Source organism: Lysinibacillus sp. UBA5990, assembly GCF_002429815.1.
Lineage (GTDB): Bacteria > Bacillota > Bacilli > Bacillales_A > Planococcaceae > Lysinibacillus > Lysinibacillus fusiformis.
Genome location: NZ_DJAY01000015.1, coordinates 1463707 through 1480017, shown reverse-complemented (window position 1 = coordinate 1480017; position 16311 = coordinate 1463707). Strand labels below are relative to the sequence as shown.

13 protein-coding genes, 1 pseudogene and 2 riboswitches are annotated in these 16311 nt (G+C 35.7%); of the genes and pseudogenes, 10 read left to right on the top strand and 4 right to left on the bottom strand.

Going from position 1 to position 16311, the window contains the following annotated elements; all coding sequences use genetic code 11:
- Positions 1-24: 24 nt before the first annotated feature.
- Entirely contained in the window at positions 25-444 is a 420-nt protein-coding gene (locus tag B3D94_RS19935; protein WP_291759780.1) for a hypothetical protein, read from the bottom strand.
- A gap of 933 nt (positions 445-1377) precedes the next feature.
- Here B3D94_RS19935 and B3D94_RS19930 point away from each other — a divergent pair.
- Both B3D94_RS19930 and B3D94_RS19925 read left to right on the top strand, forming a co-directional pair.
- Entirely contained in the window at positions 1378-3411 is a 2034-nt protein-coding gene (locus tag B3D94_RS19930; RefSeq protein ID WP_291759778.1) for a peptidase G2 autoproteolytic cleavage domain-containing protein, read from the top strand.
- A gap of 389 nt (positions 3412-3800) precedes the next feature.
- Positions 3801-4304, top strand: coding sequence for a DUF6241 domain-containing protein (locus B3D94_RS19925; RefSeq protein WP_291759776.1), 504 nt, complete (start codon positions 3801-3803; stop codon positions 4302-4304).
- A 558-nt stretch (positions 4305-4862) separates the two neighbouring features.
- Here the strand turns inward: B3D94_RS19925 and B3D94_RS19920 are convergent.
- Complete coding sequence (locus tag B3D94_RS19920) at positions 4863-5009, bottom strand: YrzI family small protein (RefSeq protein ID WP_083244685.1); 147 nt, start codon at positions 5007-5009, stop codon at positions 4863-4865.
- 470 nt (positions 5010-5479) lie between these two features.
- Here B3D94_RS19920 and B3D94_RS23100 point away from each other — a divergent pair.
- From B3D94_RS23100 to B3D94_RS19900, 5 genes and pseudogenes are all read left to right on the top strand, one after another.
- Positions 5480-5715, top strand: a pseudogene (locus B3D94_RS23100) (hypothetical protein); the annotation flags it as partial.
- Positions 5716-6271: 556 nt separating this feature from the next.
- Positions 6272-6766, top strand: a complete 495-nt coding sequence (locus B3D94_RS19915; RefSeq protein WP_291759775.1) for a GNAT family N-acetyltransferase — start codon at positions 6272-6274, stop codon at positions 6764-6766.
- Between the two features lie 468 nt (positions 6767-7234).
- Positions 7235-7591 carry a hypothetical protein gene (locus tag B3D94_RS19910; protein ID WP_291759773.1) on the top strand — a complete coding sequence of 119 codons (357 nt, stop codon included), beginning with the start codon at positions 7235-7237 and terminating at the stop codon, positions 7589-7591.
- Between the two features lie 229 nt (positions 7592-7820).
- Positions 7821-8330 (top strand): MepB family protein, encoded by a 510-nt coding sequence (locus B3D94_RS19905; RefSeq protein WP_291759771.1) that lies wholly within the window; start codon positions 7821-7823, stop codon positions 8328-8330.
- 87 nt (positions 8331-8417) lie between these two features.
- Positions 8418-8858, top strand: coding sequence for a hypothetical protein (locus tag B3D94_RS19900; protein WP_291759769.1), 441 nt, complete (start codon positions 8418-8420; stop codon positions 8856-8858).
- A gap of 71 nt (positions 8859-8929) precedes the next feature.
- On the opposite strand, the gene B3D94_RS19895 is transcribed toward B3D94_RS19900, so the two are convergent.
- Together B3D94_RS19895 and B3D94_RS19890 are read right to left on the bottom strand one after the other, a co-directional pair.
- On the bottom strand, positions 8930-9187 hold the full coding sequence (locus tag B3D94_RS19895) for an IS110 family transposase (protein WP_291759767.1): 258 nt from the start codon (positions 9185-9187) through the stop codon (positions 8930-8932).
- 596 nt (positions 9188-9783) lie between these two features.
- Positions 9784-9972 (bottom strand): DUF4177 domain-containing protein, encoded by a 189-nt coding sequence (locus tag B3D94_RS19890; RefSeq protein ID WP_008177708.1) that lies wholly within the window; start codon positions 9970-9972, stop codon positions 9784-9786.
- Positions 9973-10418: 446 nt separating this feature from the next.
- Here B3D94_RS19890 and B3D94_RS19885 point away from each other — a divergent pair, with 446 nt between their 5' ends.
- The 3 genes from B3D94_RS19885 (at position 10419) to nikA (ending at position 16297) form a co-directional block, all read left to right on the top strand.
- On the top strand, positions 10419-11294 hold the full coding sequence (locus B3D94_RS19885) for an aminoglycoside phosphotransferase family protein (RefSeq protein WP_291759765.1): 876 nt from the start codon (positions 10419-10421) through the stop codon (positions 11292-11294).
- A 157-nt stretch (positions 11295-11451) separates the two neighbouring features.
- A riboswitch (cobalamin riboswitch) is annotated at positions 11452-11630 on the top strand.
- A gap of 282 nt (positions 11631-11912) precedes the next feature.
- Positions 11913-14210, top strand: coding sequence for a 5-methyltetrahydropteroyltriglutamate--homocysteine S-methyltransferase (gene metE / locus B3D94_RS19880; protein WP_291759763.1), 2298 nt, complete (start codon positions 11913-11915; stop codon positions 14208-14210).
- 130 nt (positions 14211-14340) lie between these two features.
- Positions 14341-14533: riboswitch (cobalamin riboswitch) on the top strand.
- A gap of 144 nt (positions 14534-14677) precedes the next feature.
- Positions 14678-16297 carry a nickel ABC transporter substrate-binding protein gene (gene nikA / locus B3D94_RS19875; RefSeq protein WP_291759760.1) on the top strand — a complete coding sequence of 540 codons (1620 nt, stop codon included), beginning with the start codon at positions 14678-14680 and terminating at the stop codon, positions 16295-16297.
- Positions 16298-16311: the final 14 nt, after the last annotated feature.

Here is a 16311-nt window from a genome sequence, read left to right as displayed (position 1 = left end):
TGAAATTACATTAGACATATTTAATTATCTAACTAACTTTACATATCCAGTGGCAGTAGCTGTACCACCATTCGATACTCTAAGCGTATTATCCCAAGTGTATTGAGTATTCAATGAAGTGGAGTAGTAGTTTGCAGCAAAATCCCTAGTAACGATACCATCATTATAAGAAACTTGATAAGTTGCAGTTGCTCCTTCGCCCCAATTTAACTTTTTAGAGTGATTAACACTAGAAGTGTTATTTAATGTTTCTCTTGCTTGACCAAAGCCTGCTTCAACGGGAACATAATAAGGTGTGATTACTTCAGATTCTGCGAATTCCAAAGCTGTAGGGGATACTGTATAACCTGCATCTTCCAAAGCTGCTGCGGATGCACTTGTATATCCTACACCTAAAACAAATGTAGTTGCAAGCGCGCTGAACAATAGTTTCTTCATTTTCATTATTAAATTCCTCCTCGTTTTTAAATTGTATCCATTTTTTGTTATTATGGATTATATTACTATTAATTATATACAATTGGAAATGGAATGTAAACGCTATATGAATGAATATTCAATAAATTATAATTTTAATTACTACTTATACTTAAATTATGTAAAAATTCTTGTTTTGAAAAAAAAAGACCTTTCATAAATAACAACCTATATAGAAGATCTTAAAACACTCAATGTAAGTGATCAAACTACCCATGTCAAAATTGGACTAGTGTGCTTACATAGGGTGTTATTTTTTGTAAGGAAAATGTAAATGACTAAATCATAGTGTGGATAGCTAATAGTCCAGAGTGAAATGTCTGAGGTGCATCTGTAAAAGAGAAGAGTCTACGCTGACCAAGTGAAAGCAAATAGAAACGATAATTTTATCTTAATAAAAAATTATAAGATTTATTCCTAGTCAAATAGATTTGAGGATGCATATTTATAGATAGATCAGATTTAGGAACAAGGGTGCAAAATAGAATGCCTGTCGTTGAAACAAGTGATGTCTGCCTTGTAATAGAATGATATCAAAAGCTTATGTAATAGTTTTTTATGTAAACGACAATCTGTTTCTACGTAAAAGAATCTTTCCAACTTACAACCTCATTGTATCTATCAGTTGATGGATCGATATATATAGCACCTAATCGATTCCTGATCTATCGTATTCAAAAGAAGAAAGGTCAAACGCTGACAAACAGAAAGTGCTCCTACTAAAGAGGTGGGGTTTAATGTGGATACGCAATTCAATTCAAAATTTAAGACTGTTTCATAATGTCATGCCTAGAAATGGCATTTTATATACTTCATCTCTGTTTTCTCTGAACAAGACCTACGTTACAATCTTGAAAAAAGAAATACTTTAAAAAGTTGATATTTATGAAAGGAGATTTTATGTCAAACTCAAACAAGAAAAAGATCAATGAAAACCTAAAGTTAGAGCAGCAAGTTAAGGAAGTAGAGATTATGGCACCTACACCTTGTTGTAGTAATTGTATTGTAGTTGATCCTGCAAATGGATGTTCCGTAGTGGAAGGTACTGCTAACGCTGCTGTTGGATTTGCTTCCCATGCCGAAGGGTCAAATACCACAGCTAGTGGTGGTTCTTCTCATGCGGAAGGGCAAGAAACTGTTGCACAAGGTGGTTCTTCTCATGCGGAAGGAAATAATACAGTTGGATTTGGATTTGCTTCCCACGCAGAAGGATCAGGAACATTCGCCAGTGGAGAAGCTTCTCATGCCGAAGGCTCTCTAACGGTAGCATCCGGTGGAATATCCCACGCAGAAGGAGATCAGACCAAAGCCCAAGGCAGTCAATCTCATGCCGAAGGTCTACTGACCATTGCTAGTGGAGATATTTCTCACGCAGAAGGGTCGGAAACTGAAGCTAGTGGATTCATTTCCCATGCGGAAGGAGAGTTGTCAAAATCGGAAGGAAGAGCTTCCCATGCCGAAGGGTTACGAACAAGAGCTAGTGCAGACTTTTCCCACGCAGAGGGGCAAGATACCATAGGCAGTGGAATTGCTTCCCATGCGGAAGGGAGTCAATCCACAGCAAGTGGAGATTCTTCTCATGCGGAAGGGGTGAGCTCTATAGCTAGTTCAATCGCTTCCCATGCGGAAGGAGATTCTACAAGGTCAGAAAGAAGAGCTTCTCATGCGGAAGGAGAGCAGACTAGGGCAGCAGGAAGAGCTTCCCACTCGGAAGGGAGTTTTACTACTGCCAATGGGGAAGCTTCTCATGCGGAAGGTACTCGGTCTATTGCGGGTGTAGTTGGAGATCTTACGAAAGGATTTGCTGCCCATGCCGAAGGAGAAGAAACCAGAGCTGAAGGAAGAGCTTCTCATGTAGAAGGTGGTCCAACAAGGAATACAGAAGGAGGAATTGTTAGGCGTACTACGGCATCTGGTGATTTTTCTCATGCCGAAGGGCAAGGGACGACTGCAAGTGGACGGGCTGCCCATGCCGAAGGCTCCGATACAATCGCTAGGGGATTGAATTCTCATGCGGAAGGGTCAGCAACGATGGCGAGTGCTTCCAATTCTCATGCGGAAGGGTCAGCTACAATTGCAAGTGGAGTCATTTCCCATGCGGAAGGGTCAGCTACAATTGCAAGTGGATTGATTTCCCACGCAGAAGGAGACCGAACAAGAGCAAGTGGAAGAGCATCCCACGCAGAAGGAGTCCAAACAATCGCAGACGGATCCTTTTCCCATGCTGAGGGAAATAATACAAGTACAAATGGGCTTATGGGTGCTCATATCATGGGGCGTTTTGGGGATGCCAATGAGCTTGCATACTCTTGGTATTTAGCAAACGGAACGAGTTTAACAAACAAAGGACTTGCAGCTAAAATCTTAAGTAATGGAAACGTAAAAATTGATGGTACGGTGAGTATGCCTGCTTCAGATTATGCTGAATTGTTTGAAACAGTTGATTCAATTGCTATTGATGTTGGGTATTTTGTTACCTTTAATGAAGAAAGTGATAAAATTAGAAAAGCGCATAACAAAGATGACTATATATTGGGAATTACAAGCTCTACTCCTGCTATATTAGGTAACAGTGGAGAGTTGAGATGGAAAAATAAATATGCTTTGGATGAATGGGGAAGAGTAAAATACAAAGATGTTATTGTTCCAGCAAAAAAGGATGAACAAGGAAATGTTCTCACTCCCGAGCAAACCACATCACATCCTTTAGTGAACCCTGCTTGGGATTCTACAAAAGAATACATTCCAAGGCTCAAAAGACCAGAATGGGTGGCTGTGGGTTTATTAGGGCAACTGTTAGTCCGAGATGACGGAACATGTAAACCAGGAAAATATTGCATGCCGAATCGTGAAGGAATTGCTACAGCTTCCAATGAAGGTTATCGAGTGATGAAACGTACTGGACCAAATCAGATTTTGGTTATGTTTAAATAGAAACTTATAAGGCTATTTAAAGTTGTGGTTAAATTTCCATTTTAATGTCAAAGTCTATAATTAGGCATTACCCTGGATGGGTCCTACACTCCTAAAGTTAGAGTCGAAAGGCTAACTTTAGGAGTGTTTTTTTGTGGCGAAATGAAATACGACAATCATGCGCATCATATTAATTGGAGTATATGCTCTTGTTTTAAAAGCCCAATATGAAAATCGTCTTATTATTGTTATATTTAGTGATTATTGGTATTCTAATGGAAGGTCTTATTGGAATTAATTAAATAAAATTACAAACATATTTTAAAAGTTCCTTTTTCAAGTATAAGGGGGGAAATAACATAAAGAGAAAAACAAAGTCAGCTATCGTTATCATTGCGATAGTAGCAGCTATGGGAGGAATTTTTGGTTACATCAAATTCAATAACCAAATAGATAAACCTACTCCAGAAAGAGAAAAAGCAACCGCTGAATATGTCGAAATAGCATTTGAAGATACCACTGTTCCTGATGAAAAAGAACAGGTCCCATATCCTGACAACTTAGAAGAATATAAAATGAGAAACATCATACACAACATGTCCCACCAAAAAGTCAAAACTAACGATGACAATAAAGTGGGAAATACACAAATAACACAAGCCAAAGTAGATCGATTGTTAGAAATAGCAAAACTCAATATAAAAAATTACGACAATGGCGATGTATATATAAAAATTTTGGAGAGATGGTCGGTAGACGATTTTTCAAACGCAGTTGAAGATCATAACGAAATTTGGGAGATGCAAGATGGTGAGGTTGGTAAAGCAATTCGCTTGTTGACGTCCGAGGAAGAACAAGCTCATATTAAATTTTATTTTACAAAACCATTAAAACCAGAAAATAGTGCTCAATAATGAGCACTATTTTTTATTTGTTTGCTATTTATCAGTCGGTTAATCTAACCCATACTGAATGTGGACTAATAATTGAAAGTTATGTAGAAAGTAACCAAAAAAATTTAAGGGGACACTTTGGTGTTCTTCAAGTAACGAGGTGCTTTACTTTAACAAACAAAAGACAAATCACTGATTTGATATTCAACAATTGGGCGCTGTTTTTGAGCTACATGGATGGCTGACGGGGCAGAATAATGAAATTACTAAATTTGCAAATTCAATTTTACGCTTTTTAGAATTAGTTTTTCCTCCTATTGTAATACCGCATTTTCTTAAAGTACATCAAGTTGTATGTATAAAAGATGGCTTAAAAAAGTGCATAATACCTCCTGAAGCAACCCGTCCTAGATTAGAACGGGTTAGCTTTACGGAGATTATAATATTAAATAGCTGTATTGCCACTTTATATTACTTCATCTGGTGGTTGTGTCTTTCTCCAGCCATAAAACTGCATGACGTCTTTTGATCATATAAATCATTTCAATTCCCACCTTTCATGTTTTTTAATTAACCAAATTAATATTGACGAATACGAATATAATTTTCTACTTTCTTTCGGTTCTCTTCAAAGATTTTTTTCACATTTTCATTATGAAGTGCTTTCTCAAGAGAGTCCTCACGTTTCGTAATCGTTATCGTGAGAGCAAAAAAGTTTAATATCATATTATCACCTCCTTAAATTGCCATGAAAAATGAAAAAAACCGTAGAGAGACTCCTCTACGGTGAAAAAGGCACAAAAATACCGCAGGGGCACATTTCTCCCTGCGGTATGGGCATGCTTAATTACAAAAAAACCTTAAGCGATCCATTCCGATCTGGTCGAATGTGTGATTTTCATTTTTACTGAAGTTGTAGCTACCAATGACATCAATTTAACGATAACGAACATTTCATTCGACCTCCTTAAGAATTTTTGTTTACTTTGTAAGTATAACTATATTTAAGTTGTTTGTAAACATCTTTTACTAAGATTTCCTGATTATTGAAGCGAGAGCCGTTTTTGATGCGACGGGTACATGGAGGAATCCAAACCCAGCAAATTTTACAGGGGATGGCTCCAGAATGAAAAAGCATTAACAGGCCACATTGAATATGGTATCCCATACATTAATAAGAAGACTAAGAGATATGTATAGTCGGAGCTAAAAGTTATGGACGCACACCTACATTTTTAATGGCAACTGGCTATGAACAAGTTCGTTCAATTACAGCTTATATATCAGATAATGAAGAAGTACCAAAACGTGTGGAATTGGAGTTACCTTGAACAGTATATGCAGTATAAATCTTACCAATCAAACAAATTCACTACATTATCGAATACTTCCTTTAATTTATCGTAAAAAAGGGGGTTATTCGTTTAAATAATGCTCATTATCGTTTAATGTAAATTTGTCCAATATTTATTAAGTTTATTCATAAAGTGGGAACAACGTAAGTGGTTGTGACTATATCTTGACAAAAGTTAAACAATTGCCGAGGAGTACTTTTCCTTATATTTCAGTTAGTTGGTAGCAACATAAATGAAATTCGGAAATTGAAAAGATTGACTGAGGAAGAATTGGCCAAAAAATGTGGACTGCGAACTTCATAATTGGTTTGGGTGGAAAGAGGGGATAGGAATAGGAATATAACCATTCAAACCTTAGAAAAAATTACTGGAGGCATATATGAAGTTCCAAACAGTATTTTTGAATTTGATACCCTAAATTTTGATAACAAGTACTTTGAAAAAAGTGTTAGTAATGATCTTACAAAATATAATGAAAAAAATATCCAGTTTTGATATGCAGGAATTTATCTTCTTCCACAATCGGGCCATATTGTTGAGTAACATTTTTCTGAATGGCAGTAACATATAAATAGAATCTCAATGAAATGCTATACTTAGGAGTGTATAGTTTTGTTATGGGGGATGAGATGAATGGATGTACAAATTATACAAGCACCAATAGAACAAAAAAATGTATTAAGACACTTACTTGAATTATATACATATGATTTTAGTGAGTTTGATCCCTTGGATGTAAATGAACAAGGATTATACGGATACGAGTATTTTGATCAATATTGGACAGAACCAGAACGTTTTCCTTTTTTGATTAAGGTGAATGGAAATTATGCTGGATTCGCCTTGGTTCGTAAAATAACCCAAGATGGAGAGAACTATGAGCCTTATGTTGAGATGGCTGAGTTTTTCGTTATGAAAAAATACCGAAAAGATGGTGTTGGCAGGCAAGCTGCATTTTATTTATTTGATTCTTTTCCTGAAAAATGGAGAATCGCGGAAAGGGAAGTGAACGTTCCAGCACAAAAATTCTGGAGGAAAATCATTTCTGAGTATACTAAGGGTAATTATAAAGAAATTCAAAAGGCGGACTGGGAAGGGCCAATCCAAATGTTTTTTACTGGCCAATAATAATCTGATGCTGTTTTATCTTTAATTTTCCGCAATCGGGCGCTTTCCTGGAAACATGGAAAGTGCCTTTTAGATTAATTTGAGTTCAAAACTATCACTATTTTTTAGGTTGTAGAATATCCTAGTATGAAAAAATCTTTCATTGAACATAATAGAATTTAGAATTAATAGATTTATAGGTGGGAGAGTGAAAGACACATGTTATTATCCGAATCATGGAAAAGGTATCAACAGGATAAAAAAATCGAGGGATATTCATCGCTTACATTAAAAACATATTGTTTTCAATACAATCTATAATTACAATTTTTGGTGATATTGATATGAACGAACAATCGGGCGCTTTCCTTGAATAAGGAAAGGGTCTTTTACCGTTAAAGAGCCATTTATTTGTGGATGATTATTAGGGTTATTAGGAATGTAACTTTATTTGAAATGTAAAGTCTAAAGTATAGGAGGGGATTAAATATGAATAAATCCATGCTTTTCATATTTACAATTGTAGTTTTGGTGATATTAGGTGGATGTACCTTAGCGGCCAAACAAGATGATATTGTAAAAAATGGAGATAATTCTTATGTACCATACGTAATTATTGATAGTGATAATTATTACTCTTACCAACTTGATGATGATAAATATACAAAAGATCAAGTATTCGGCGAAATTCTTAAAAAGGTAATGTCTTCAGATAGAATCATAAAAGAAGATTTAACTTCAAATTATTATAACAAAGGAACACTTATTTACACAGTAAATGAAGATAATAAAATATTCATCATTGAACAAGAAACTGGGGATGAAATTTTAAAAAAGATTGAATAGATATTAAAAAAGTGATTGACTGTCTTAATCTTCAACAATCTGGCACAATTCTTGTACAAGGAATTGTGCCTTCTTCAGTTATCACCTTCAAGTGGTTTTGTTTACTTACTTGAAACAAATTGTGCAGTGAATCCAATAAAGAGACTAATGAAATAAAGCTTTTGCAATTACGGTAACAAGTCGGCAGGTGATATACTGGTATTCGTAATATTAGATAGGGAGTAAAACTATGAATAAATTTAATGAAACATTAACATATGTAAATGAATTACTTTATGAACCTAACCATTTAATTATAAAAAACATCCGAGAAGAAACTCAAAATTCTGAGTACGGAGCTGGGATATTTCAGTTGAATTCTAAATCTGTTAGATTTAGAGTCGCAAAAATAACACCTACCAAGGTAGGACAATTTGTTTCCTTTTGGGAAAAAGATGAAGCTAATAAAAACCAAGCATTCTCATATGAGAATGCCACTGATTTACTGGTAATAAACACTTTTAATAATAGTGGTGATTTTGGCCAATTTGTTTTTCCAAAAGAAGTTCTATTAAAACAAAAGATCCTTAAAAATGCTGATTCAAAGGGGAAAATGGCTATTAGAGTTTATCCTAGTTGGGATACTCCTATTAGCAAACAAGCAATAGCAACTAAAAAATGGCAATCACCATATTTTGTTAAAATAGACGCTACTACTAGTTTGTCAAAACATGAACTATTAAAATTATACTCCTTCTAAAATTAGATATCTTTAACTGTGTCATTCAAATATTTGCTGTACATTTCGAGTGAATCAATCGGTGTTTTGAAACAAGGGGGGAAGTGTATGAAAAAGGTATTGATTTCTTTGTTAGCTGTAGTTGTATTAGTAGGTGGGATTTATTTTGTATTTACCCTTAAACCACCTAAACCAACTATAACTATTGAAAATAATACTGTAGAAGTGGCACAAGGTTCTTATTGTTGGGATAGGCTTTTTAATGTTCAATGTGTTGATAAGATTTCCCCACCAGATATTATTAAAAATCAAAAACTTAAACCTGTTGTTGTATTACCTAGAGCTGAATTAAAAATAGAATTTAATCGTAAACCACTAGAAAATACGTTGAGCGCATCTATATGGTTTAATAAAAACGAAATGGAGAATGTCCTATTAAATAATAATGTTCTATTCATGCCGAAAGAAAAAGGGGTTTATATTTATAGTGTTTCTGCGCAGTGGGAAAAAGGAAGTTCGAGTTATAACTTTGTAATTGAAGTTAAGTAAGTTTTTTTCACTAAACCAGCTAATAGATTGTCAATAAAAATCTTTTAAGTTAAAAAACACTTCATGCTATACTAAAAAGCGCAACTCAAATAACCCTCCGAATTCAAAAATTGTACAACAGGGGTATGATAGTGACCCGTTGATTCCAAAACAACAGGTGGTTTTAACCCTGTTTGACGCTCTAAATCTAGTAAATAAGAGTGTAACTCTTTAAGTCCTTCCACCGTATGTTTGATTTTCACACTGTTTTTATAGGGTATTTTTTTATCCAAGAACATTTGAACCTGACTTTCACCTTTTGCGATATCCAGACCTACAACTGGATTCATAAATTATCTCCTCCTTATGAAGTGGATTGACCATAACCTCTATCTACCTTGTCATTCATATCTTCGCTTATTATACGGGATCGCAATGTCCCAACCAGCCTAATCATGTGTTAATAAGTAGAGGGCGAACAGTTTAGTTATCGGGATCAGTCCCACGGATGCTTCCGTTCTAATCCGGCTACTATCAATCTATAAATCGAATAAAAAATAGTTAACCAGATTTCTCCGGTTGACCTTATAATACGAACAGGGTGCTTTAGTTTAACAAGTAAAAAATCAGTGACCACTATCTTGATATTCAACAATCTGGCGCTTTTCCGTAATAGGGAAAGCGTCTTTATTCATGTAAAGGGCCATTTAATGCAATTATAGTTTTGAATAAGATTGGATATTTATTTTAATATTTAGGTGGTATTGTGAAGAATACTTAAATTAACGAGGCAAGTTTATTCAATAAGAAATCATAAAAGGAAGCATTTGCTGTAAAAAGAGATTAGATTACTAATGTCTAATAAAAAGTAATGTAAAAAATGAGGCTAAGTTTAAGTAAACAGAATTCTACATTATGTTCCCAAAAATAGAAAAACCCCTCAAATCTAATTAAGGGGTCTCTCGAATATTAATTCAAAATAAGCTGCGGAACCATATCCTTTAGTTGAAGGAGCAAAAATTTGAACAAATCTCCATCCTTCAGATGCGTATTGGTGAATTATATTTTGATAATCTTCTTTTGGTTTACTACCCCAAGCATTTAGTTCCACTTTAACGAAATGGTATTCGTACATTATGATCACCTCGAGAATTAGTTGACTTAATTAATATACGAATAAAGTAGAAGATAGTTTCATAAGTAGATTTTCAATTCGAATAAACGACCAAAGGCAATAGTGAGTTTTGAATATTGAGTTGAAGATAAAGCCCCACTTAAAAACACAACTCTTTTAAAGAAAGTCCAATAATATTCAGACAATCCTATTTTCGCTGATGATTTACTGAACAATACGTAGACATCATGCAGTTGTTTATTCAACAATCAGGCGCTTTTATAAGGAAAGCGTCTTTATTCATGGAAAGGGCAAGATTGTGGAGCATCTTGTAAAGTGATTTGGATTTTTCTGTTAAAGTATAGTTGAGCTTGTGAAGAATTGTTCTTAAACTAAAGGAACAGATAAGTTCAACAAGAGTTAGTAGATCAAAAAGCTAGAAAGAGACTGAAAGGGGGTATTACTAAATGAATAATAACTTTATTGAAAACATTCAATCGCTTTATTCCGACCTTTGCATTGAAGACATCTATCCTAATGAAATTGGACAGAATAATGATGTATTCATTGTAAACAAATTTTTGGTTTTTAGATTTCCAAAATATAAAAATGGAATCATTCAATTAAAAAGAGAGACGGAAATTTTAAAATATATTAAAGGTATCATTTCAATTCCTATTCCGAATCCAATTTATCAATCTTTTGAAGAGCTAGAACCAGGTAAGGTCTTCACTGGTTATCACCTAATAGATGGTGTTCCTATGTGGAAGGAAAGTTTAACAGGTGTTAAGAGTGTTGAATTGGTTAACGGGTTGGCAAAACAACTTGTTTCTTTTCTTGTAGAACTTCATTCTATTTCTGGAGAAAAAGCAAGCCGAGATTTGAAATTAAAGGTTCGTAACCCTCGTGAAGAGATGTATAACTTGTATAATAAGATTCAAAATAAATTATTTCCTTTTATTAGAAGAGACGCTCAACAGGAAATCTCACAATCTTTTGAAACGTTCTTAAAAGGGAAGGCATTCTCAAATTTAGATCTATCACTTATACACGGAGATTTCGGAGCATCTAACATTTTGTGGAATCCAAAAACAAGTATGATTTCAGGGATAATAGACTTTGGTGGTTCGGGTTTAGGAGATCCAGCGTATGACTTTGCTGGAATACTTTCTAGCTATGGTGAGGATTTTTTTGATATGTGTATCAACCTATATCCTAACGGTAATGAAATATCTGAACGAGTTAAATTTTATAAAAGTACATTTGCTTTACAAGAAGCATTGCACGGGATTGAGAATGGTGATAGACAGGCTTTTGAAGATGGAATTAAAGATTATAGATAGATTGCTTGTACAATTAACTTGGACTTAGTTCAATTAATATAAGGCATTATCACTAAGGGCCAGATGATTTACAATTAAAAACAGAGTAAATAGATAAATTTTTATGTAAAAACAATTTCTACTATTCTGAAATATATGGTATAGTAGGGGCATAACTGAATATAGTGTAAGAAATGGTGCCAGATGAAAGTCTGGCTTAAAAGGGAAGTCGGTGCAAATCCGACGCTGTCCCGCAACTGTAATTCGGAGCAAATCACAAATGCCACTGGGAAACCGGGAAGGCTGTGAGGCGTGTTGATGAGAAGCCAGGAGACCTGCCAATTTCTAGTACACACCAAATACCTACGTGGAAATAGGTGGTGAATAGTGACTAAACAGGCACTGTGCGATAACAAATGATTTTAAACGAAAGTTCTATTTTTTCGTATTGTTTTTGTATTAATAATTTTACCATGCAGCCATTTTCCGAGAAGGAGAATGGCTTTTTTTCATGCTGTTATTCTGTATTCGAAAGCAAAGTCCACTGGTTTTCATATAGAGCCACTCAATCTAGCAAGGGATGACACAAATTTGTAAGAGCAAGTAACCATAACCTTATTGATGAAAGGGAGATTAAATATGACTTATTCTAGTACACTCATTGGCTATCCATATATCGGAGATGATCGCGAATGGAAGAAGGCGTTAGAAGCATTTTGGCGTCAAGAACGAACGGAAGAGGATTTTCAGGCAACCCTAAAAAGTATTCGGTTATCGCGGATTGAAAAGCAGCTACAACTTGGCATCGATATGGTGACAGTGGGAGATTTCACACTATACGATAGAATGTTGGATACAGCCTTAATGTTTGGCTTAGTACCCAAGCGCTTTAACTGGCAAGGTGGAAGGGTGGATTTACATACCTACTACAGTGTAGCGAGAGGAAATCATTCAGCAGTAGCTAGTGAAATGACCAAATGGTTCAATACCAACTATCACTACATTGTTCCTGAATATGAAGGGCAACCGTTGCAACTAACAGAAAATAAGGTATTGGCCGACTTTTTAGAGGCAAAAGAAGCGTTCGGAATTATTGCGAAGCCGACACTTATTGGGCCCTATACATTTTATAAGCTAACTAAGGGCTACAGTAAATTAACACAGGTTGAATATTTATTAGCCTTATTACCTCTCTATGCTCAGATTATTCAAGAATTAGTAGATGCAGGTGCCGAGTGGATTCAATTAGAAGAGCCTTCTTTAGTGACGACACTTGACTCTGCAGAACGGAAGCTAGTACAAGAAATCTATGCTCAATTAACGACAACCGTTCCAGCAGCAAAACTAATGCTACAAACATATTTTGAAGCATTATGCTCCTATGAAACATTGATTTCATTGCCAGTCCAAGGGTTTGGTTTAGATTTCGTACATGGCTATAAAGGGAATATGGAGTCACTTCGACAATTTGGTTTCCCTCCAGATAAAGTTTTAGCTATAGGTATTGTTAATGGTCGTGATATATGGCGTTCAAATTTAGCCGAGGCTAACGCCACGATTCAAGCTATTGAAAAGCTCTGTGATGCTAAGGAATTGTGGATTCAACCTTCAAGTAACCTTCAACATGTACCAATATCAACTTCACTTGAAAAAAAGCTGGACCCTGTTCTCAAACAAGCACTGGCGTTTGCTGATGAAAAAATCGAAGAAATTATTGAGCTCACTAAATATAGAAAAAATCAAGACGGAACGATACGTCATAATTTTTCAGCAAGTATGAAGGCCATTGAAGCCCTAAAAAATCATTCGATTCGTCAAAATAAAATGATCCAGCAAGCCGCTCAATCCGTATCAACGAAGGATTTTGAGCGACATAGTGATTTTAATCAACGTCAAAAAATACAGCAGCTGGCATTAGGACTGCCACTATTCCCAACAACGACAATCGGCAGCTTCCCTCAATCTGATGAGGTGAAGAGAAATCGTAATGCTTGGCGAAAGAAACAATTGTCGAATGAAGACTATGAAGCATTTATTGAACTGGAAACAAAGCGCTGGATTCACTTACAGGAGGATCTTGATATAGATGTACTAGTTCATGGAGAATTTGAACGGACAGACATGGTCGAATATTTCGGTGAGAAATTGACGGGCTTTGCCTTTACTGGAAAAGCATGGGTTGTTTCGTATGGCTCTCGCTGTGTGAAGCCTCCAATTATTTATGGAGATGTTGCATGGTCTTCATCCATTACTGTGAAAGAGTCTGCATATGCCCAAAGCTTAACGAAGCGCTTTGTCAAAGGGATGCTGACGGGGCCAGTGACCATTTTAAATTGGTCCTTTGTACGCAATGATATTTCTCGAAAAGATGTGGCTTATCAAATTGCATTAGCACTTCGCACGGAAGTGGAAGCACTAGAAACGGCTGGCATCTCCATTATTCAAGTGGATGAACCAGCACTCCGTGAAGGCTTACCTCTTCGTAAAGAAGAATGGGGGGCTTACTTAGACTGGGCGGTCAATGCCTTCAAGCTTGCTACATCGAGTGTTAAAGATGAAACACAAATTCATACACATATGTGTTACTGCGAATTTAACGATTTCATCGAACCTATTAGCGCGCTAGATGCAGATGTGATTTCCATTGAAACATCACGTAGCCATGGAGAGCTAATTTCTTCTCTTCAAGTAAATCCTTATACAAAAGGAATCGGATTAGGTGTTTACGATATTCATAGCCCACGTGTGCCGAGTGAAGGCGAAATGTTAGCCATCATGAGAGATAGTTTACAAGTTCTAGACAAACATCAATTTTGGGTTAATCCTGACTGTGGCTTAAAAACAAGGAAAGAGCCAGAAACAATCGCGGCTTTAACTAATATGGTAGGTGCTACTAAAATATTGCGTCAGGAGGTGAAGGAATCTATATCAAGATAACGAAAACAACATAATAAAAAGAGTTAAACAAAGATCAGGTTACCTACCTGGTCTTTTTGTATAGAGGTTTTATTATATTCAGAAAATAAAATTGACGTGAACATTTCAGCATGTTATGTTTATTACTAATTTCAAATATTGCATTACAAGTTTGAATGAAATTATTTTTCATTCAATTAAAAGGAAAATGGGTGTAAATCCCATGCTGTCCCGCAGCTGTAAATGAGGAGTTTTGTTTCGATTACCACTAAGTTCTATCTTGGAAAGGTGAAGCAAAATGATGATTCATAAGCCAGAATGCCTGCTTGTAAGAAGATTCATTGATGATCTACGAAAGATAGGGAGATGGATGGAAGCTTACGTATTGTAGGTTCATCTGTCCTTATTCTTGTAGAATAAGGTTTTTTTATGCCTTCTTTCTATTCAATTTGTAGATATGAACATGGAATAGAGATAGGAGACAAAAGATGAGATGGACGAAGTATTCACTGCCTTTCATGCTTGTTTTGACCTTGAGCATTTTAGCAGGTTGTACAAGCTCGGAAAACGATAAAGGAAATTTAGCATCAACAGAACAGACAGATGAAAAAATGATTACGATTGGATGGCCATTAGATGTAGGTCCATTAAACCCCCATACATACTTACCAAATCAGATGACTGCTCAAGCTATGGTTTATGAATCTTTAGTGGAGTATAACGATGATGGGACAATTACCCCAAAGCTAGCAGAAAGTTGGGACATCTCAGAGGATAAAACTACCTATACGTTCCATTTACGCAAGGATGTTACCTATTCGGATGGGACTGCCTTTAATGCTGATAATGTAATACGCAATTTTGATGCGGTATTAGCGAATCGTGACATGCATTCCTGGATGGGTATGGTCAACCATATAAAAGAGGTCGTCAAAGTAGATGATTCAACAATACGTTTGCAATTAGATGAACCGTATTACCCTGTGTTAAACGAAATAGCCTTTGTTAGACCATTCCGTTTTTTAGGGGATAATGGCTTCCCAGACAGTGATGCGACAAATGATTCCATTCAATCAGCTATTGGCACAGGACCATGGGTATTAACCGACTACAAAAAAGATGAATTTGCTGTATTTAGCCGTAACGAACATTATTGGGGTGAAAAACCTCTCGTAGATAAAATAAAGGTTAAGATCATTCCAGATTCGGAATCCCTTTCATTAGCCTTTGAAAATGAAGAATTAGATGTCATTTATGGTCGAGGGATTATTAGTTTAGATAACTATACGTACTTAAGAGATAGTGGCAAATATAAAACAGCTACATCTGAGCCGTTGTCTACGAAAGCATTACTGTTTAATACTCAGTCTGGACCGTTAGCTGAGCTAAAGGTTCGACAAGCTATTCAGTATGCTATCAATAAAGAACAAATGGTAGATAGTATTACACATGGTACAGAAAAAGTGGCAAACACGCTATTTTGGGATGCCATTCCTTATGCCAATATTGATTTAGCACCTATTTTATATAATCCTGAAAAGGCGCAGAAATTGCTAGATGAAGCGGGCTGGACGCTAGAGAAGGGTGAGAAAATTCGTTCGAAAAATGGTCAACCTCTTACATTAGAATTAATCTATATTGCTACTGATGCCATTCAAAAACCTATGGCAGAGTTAATGCAAGGCGAGCTAGCAAAAATTGGGGTACAGTTAAATATTGGAGGCGCTGATGTTATGGTTGGTCTGCAAAAATTAATGGATGATCAGGTTGATATTAACTTCTGGCGAACAAATGGACCGCCAACTGATCCACATAGCTTTGCAAATGAATCAGCTACACCAAATGCTAGTGGTGTATATGAAGCAAAATTAGGTTTACCAAATGCTCAAGAGATTGATACAAACATACATCAACTATTAGTTGGTACCGATGAAGAGGAACGCGTGCAGCTATATACGTATATTTTAACAAAGTTCCACGATCAAGCATTGTTCTATCCAATATCGTATGAAACTAATAATGTTATTTATCAACCATATATGAAGGATTTTGCACCACGTGCTTCTGAATATGACATTCCATATGCACAAATGGATAAAGAAAACTAAGTATGAAAGAGAGA